Raw genomic sequence first — 3,947 nt, 5'->3', positions numbered from 1 at the left:
AGGACGCGTCATCGACGGCGGTCACCGACGCCGTCGATGGTGATGTGCTGTTGCAGATGAGTGGCATCGTGAAGGTGTTCTCGTCGGTGCGGGCGTTGGGTGGTGTTGATCTGGATGTCCGGCGTGGTGAGGTGCACTGTTTGTTGGGTCAGAATGGTGCTGGTAAGTCGACGATGATCAAGATCTTGTCGGCGTCCTACATTCCGGATGAGGGCACGATCACGTGGAAGGGTCTGCCGGCGAGGTTTGGTAATCCGCAGGCGGCTATTGATGCGGGTGTGGCCACGATCTACCAGGAGCTTGATCTGGTGGGTGGGTTGACGGTGGCGGAGAACATTTTCTTGGGTCATGAGGTTTCCACGGGTGGGTTCTCGCGTCGGGGTGCGGCGAATGCGCGGGCTCGGGAGATCTTGGCTCGTCTGGGTCATAGTGAGATCAGTCCGTCGCGGTTGGTGGGTGATTTGTCCCCGGCTGGTCAGCAGGTGGTCTCGATGGCGCGGGCGTTGTCGCACGAGGTGGATCTGTTGATCTTGGATGAGCCGTCGGCGGTGTTGGACCACGGTGAGGTGGAGAACCTGTTCCGGGTGGTGAAGAGCCTGACCGCGCAGGGGGTGGCGGTGGTCTACATCTCGCACCGGTTGGAGGAGATCCGTGAGATCGGGGATCGGATCACGGTGTTGAAGGACGGGGTGACGGTCGCGACGGGTTTGCCGGCGAAGTCGACGCCGACGGCGGATCTGATCAAGTTGATGACTGGTCGTTCGATCGAGTACGTGTTCCCGCAGCGCGCTGAGGAGACCGCGGCTGGCGTCGCGGCTGTGGGTGATGTGGTGTTGCAGGTGCAGGGTTTGTCGTTGGCTGGGCATTTCTCGGGTGTTGACCTGGCGGTGCGTGCTGGGGAGATCGTGGGTCTGGCGGGTCTGGTGGGTTCGGGTCGTACCGAGATCTTGGAGACGATCTATGGTGCGCGGCGGGCGTCGTCGGGTTCGGTGGCTCTGGATGGCAAGCGGTTGCGTCGTGGTTCGGTTGATGCGGCGGTGCGTGCGGGGATGGGTCTGGCTCCGGAGGAGCGCAAGAGTCAGGGTCTGTTGTTGGACCAGCCGGTCTACGCCAACATCAGTGTGTCCTCGATGAAGCGGTTCCAGCGTGCTGGGTTCATCCAGCGGGCTCGGGAGCGGGCTCGGGCTCGTGAGCTGGTTGATTCTCTTGATGTGCGTCCGCGCAACATCGCCCGGCATGTGCGGACGATGTCGGGTGGTAACCAGCAGAAGGTGGTGCTCGCGCGGTGGCTGTTGCGGGGGTGTCGGGTGTTGTTGCTCGATGAGCCGACTCGTGGTGTTGATGTTGGTGCGCGCGCTGAGATCTACCGGTTGGTGCGTGATCTTGCTGATTCGGGGGTGGCGGTGATCGTGGTCTCCAGCGAGGTCGAGGAGGTGCTCGGTCTGGCGGACCGGGTGCTGGTGGTACGTGAAGGACGCGTCGTGCACGAAGCTGCCGCCGCCCACATCGATGAGTCCCGGGTCCTGGACCTGGTGATGGAAGGAACACCCGCATGACGAATTCCTCGACCGAGCGTCCTTCGGGTTCCTCGGCACTCGACAAGACCGAACCCGGCAGCACCGGTGCCAGCACTGGTGCCAGCACTGGCAGTGCTGGTGGTGAGCATGCTGCGAAGGATGCGGTGGATGTGTTGCCGGTGATCGAGTCGACTGGTTCTTCCCAGGCGATGGCTGCGGCCGGCCCGGGTGGTGGTAGCACGATGACCCGGTTGGCTGACATGGGTTTCTTCCGGATCATCGGTCTGGTCGTGGTGTTGTTGTTGATCGCGGTGGTGGGGACCATCACTGCTGGTGACCGGTTCCTGGCTGCGGACAACTTCCAGTCGATCCTGCGTCAGGGCACGGTGGTGGGGATCGTGGCGATCGGGATGACGTTCGTCATCACCGGTGGCGGTATCGACTTGTCGGTGGGTGCGGTGGTGGCGTTGTCCTCGGTGTGGGCTACCACGCTCGCGACGCAGGAGATGGCTGCTGATACCCACTGGTTGTTGCTGGTCCTGGCTGCGATCGCGGTCGGGGCGGGTGCGGGTCTGGTGAACGGGATCTTGATCGCCTACGGCAAGATCGTGGCGTTCATCGCGACGTTGGCGATGTTGGTCGCGGCGCGGGGGTTGGCTGAGATCATCTCGGAGAAGCGGACCCAGATCGTGTCCAGCACCGATCTGCCGGGGTTCTACGACTTCTTCAACGCCAAGCCGCTGGGTGTGGACATGCAGATCTGGTTGTTCGCGGTCGTGGCGGTGCTGGGGTGGGTGTTGTTGAACCGCACCACCTTCGGGCGTCGTACCTTCGCGGTCGGGGGCAACCCCGAGGCTGCGCGGCTGGCTGGTATCAACGTGCGTCGTCACACCGTGCTGCTCTACGTGCTGGTCGGGGTGTGTGCGGGTCTGGCGGCGTTGATCTTGATCGCGAAGACCACCACCGGTTCGGCGAACCATGCTGAGCTCCTCGAGCTCGACGCGATCGCGGCGGTGGTGATCGGTGGGACCCTCCTTGCTGGTGGGCGCGGCACGATCACCGGGACCGTGCTGGGTGTGTTGATCTTTAACACCCTGACCAACGTGTTCACCCTGAACAACCGTCCGCCCTCTGAGCAGGACGTGCTCAAGGGCGCCATCATCGTCGCCGCCGTCCTGCTCCAGCAGTGGTTGGCGTCTCGGAAGAGCACCACCTAGCCCCACCCCGCCCACCCACACCGGCCCAGCCACACCGGGCCACCCCGTTTCGGGCACTTCCAGTTCAATCCACTGCACTGCGGCCCCCGGGTCGATCACCAAGGAGCACGACATGTCTTTGAAGTACCTCACCTCCCCGCGTACCGGCGTCGTCAAGTCGGCCAGGTTCACCGCGACCCTTGCGGTGGTGGCTGTGCTCGGGCTGAGCGCCTGCACGAGCAACGACTCCGATGATGAGGAGGGCAACCCGAACCTGTCCGGTGGTAACTCCGGGGCCGAGGAGGGCTCCAACGACGAGGCCGGCGACAAGATCACCATCGGGTTCTCCGCCCCGGCGGCCGACCACGGCTGGATGGCCTCGATCACCGAGTCCACCCGTGCGGTGGCCGAGCAGTACGAGGACGTGGAGCTGGTGGTCTCTGAGGGCACCAACGACCCCAACGTGCAGATCGAGCAGATCAAGACGTTCATCAGCGATGGTGTCGACGCGATCGTGCTGCTGCCCTTCGATGGTGCGGCGTTGACCCCGGTCGCGCTCGAGGCGATGGAGGCCGGGATCCCGGTCGTCAACGTCGACCGCGAGTTCAGCGACCCCAACGCTGCACGGGTCACGGTGCTGGGTGACAACTACGGCATGGGTGTCTCGGCCGGGGAGTTCGTGTGTGAGGACGCCGCGGGCAACGAGGACGTCGTGGTCGGTGAGATCCAGGGCATCGCCTCGCTGCCGCTGACCCAGGACCGCAGCCAGGGCTTCGCCGACGCGTTGGCCGAGTGTGGCCTGGAGGTCGAGAACCAGGTCGAGGCCGCGTTCTCTGCCGACACCGGCCAGGAGGCCGCTGAGGGTCTGCTCCAGGCGCTGCCGAAGATGGACTACCTGTGGAACCACGACGACGACCAGGGTGTCGGCGTGATCGCGGCGATCGAGGCCGCGGGCCGCGATGAGTTCACCATGATCGGTGGCGCCGGGTCCCAGCAGGCGATGGAGGCCATCAAGGCCGGCAACAGCGTGCTCAAGGCCACCGTCATCTACCCCTCCACCCAGGGCGCGGACGGCCTCAAGCTCGCCCGGCTCCTGGCCCAGGACAAGAACGTCTCCGACCTCGTCGAGGTCGAGGTCCCCCGCACCGTCCAGCTCTTCGCCCCCGTCGTGACCGCCGACAACGTCGACGAGTACCTCCCCACCGCGTTCAAGTCCTGACCCACTGAACACCCG

3 protein-coding genes are annotated in these 3,947 nt (G+C 64.7%); all 3 read left to right on the top strand.

The genetic code is table 11. The annotated features are described in order from the left end of the window. A partial coding sequence (locus tag E4623_RS22350) for a sugar ABC transporter ATP-binding protein (RefSeq protein WP_348537310.1) occupies positions 1–1,556 on the top strand: 1,556 nt, incomplete at its 5' end. Beyond that, the gene (locus E4623_RS22345; protein ID WP_134768795.1) at positions 1,553–2,734 is read left to right on the top strand and encodes an ABC transporter permease; all 1,182 of its coding nucleotides are present in this window, start codon (positions 1,553–1,555) and stop codon (positions 2,732–2,734) included. The genes E4623_RS22350 and E4623_RS22345, both read left to right, overlap by 4 nt. A 112-nt stretch (positions 2,735–2,846) precedes the next feature. Continuing rightward, complete coding sequence (locus E4623_RS22340) at positions 2,847–3,932, top strand: substrate-binding domain-containing protein (RefSeq protein WP_134768794.1); 1,086 nt, start codon at positions 2,847–2,849, stop codon at positions 3,930–3,932. Positions 3,933–3,947 lie beyond the last annotated feature (15 nt).

Source organism: Nocardioides sp. 1609, from assembly GCF_004522105.1.
In the GTDB taxonomy this organism is placed as follows: Bacteria; Actinomycetota; Actinomycetes; order Propionibacteriales; family Nocardioidaceae; genus Nocardioides.
The sequence above is the reverse complement of the archived record's forward strand: the minus strand, read 5'-3'. Positions and strand labels throughout refer to the sequence as shown.

Bases quoted from the DNA above. Each gene is read 5' to 3' on its own strand.
- E4623_RS22345 (WP_134768795.1), top strand. From the start codon at position 1,553: ATGACGAATTCCTCGACCGAGCGTCCTTCGGGTTCCTCGGCACTCGAC.
- E4623_RS22340 (WP_134768794.1), top strand. From the start codon at position 2,847: ATGTCTTTGAAGTACCTCACCTCCCCGCGTACCGGCGTCGTCAAGTCG.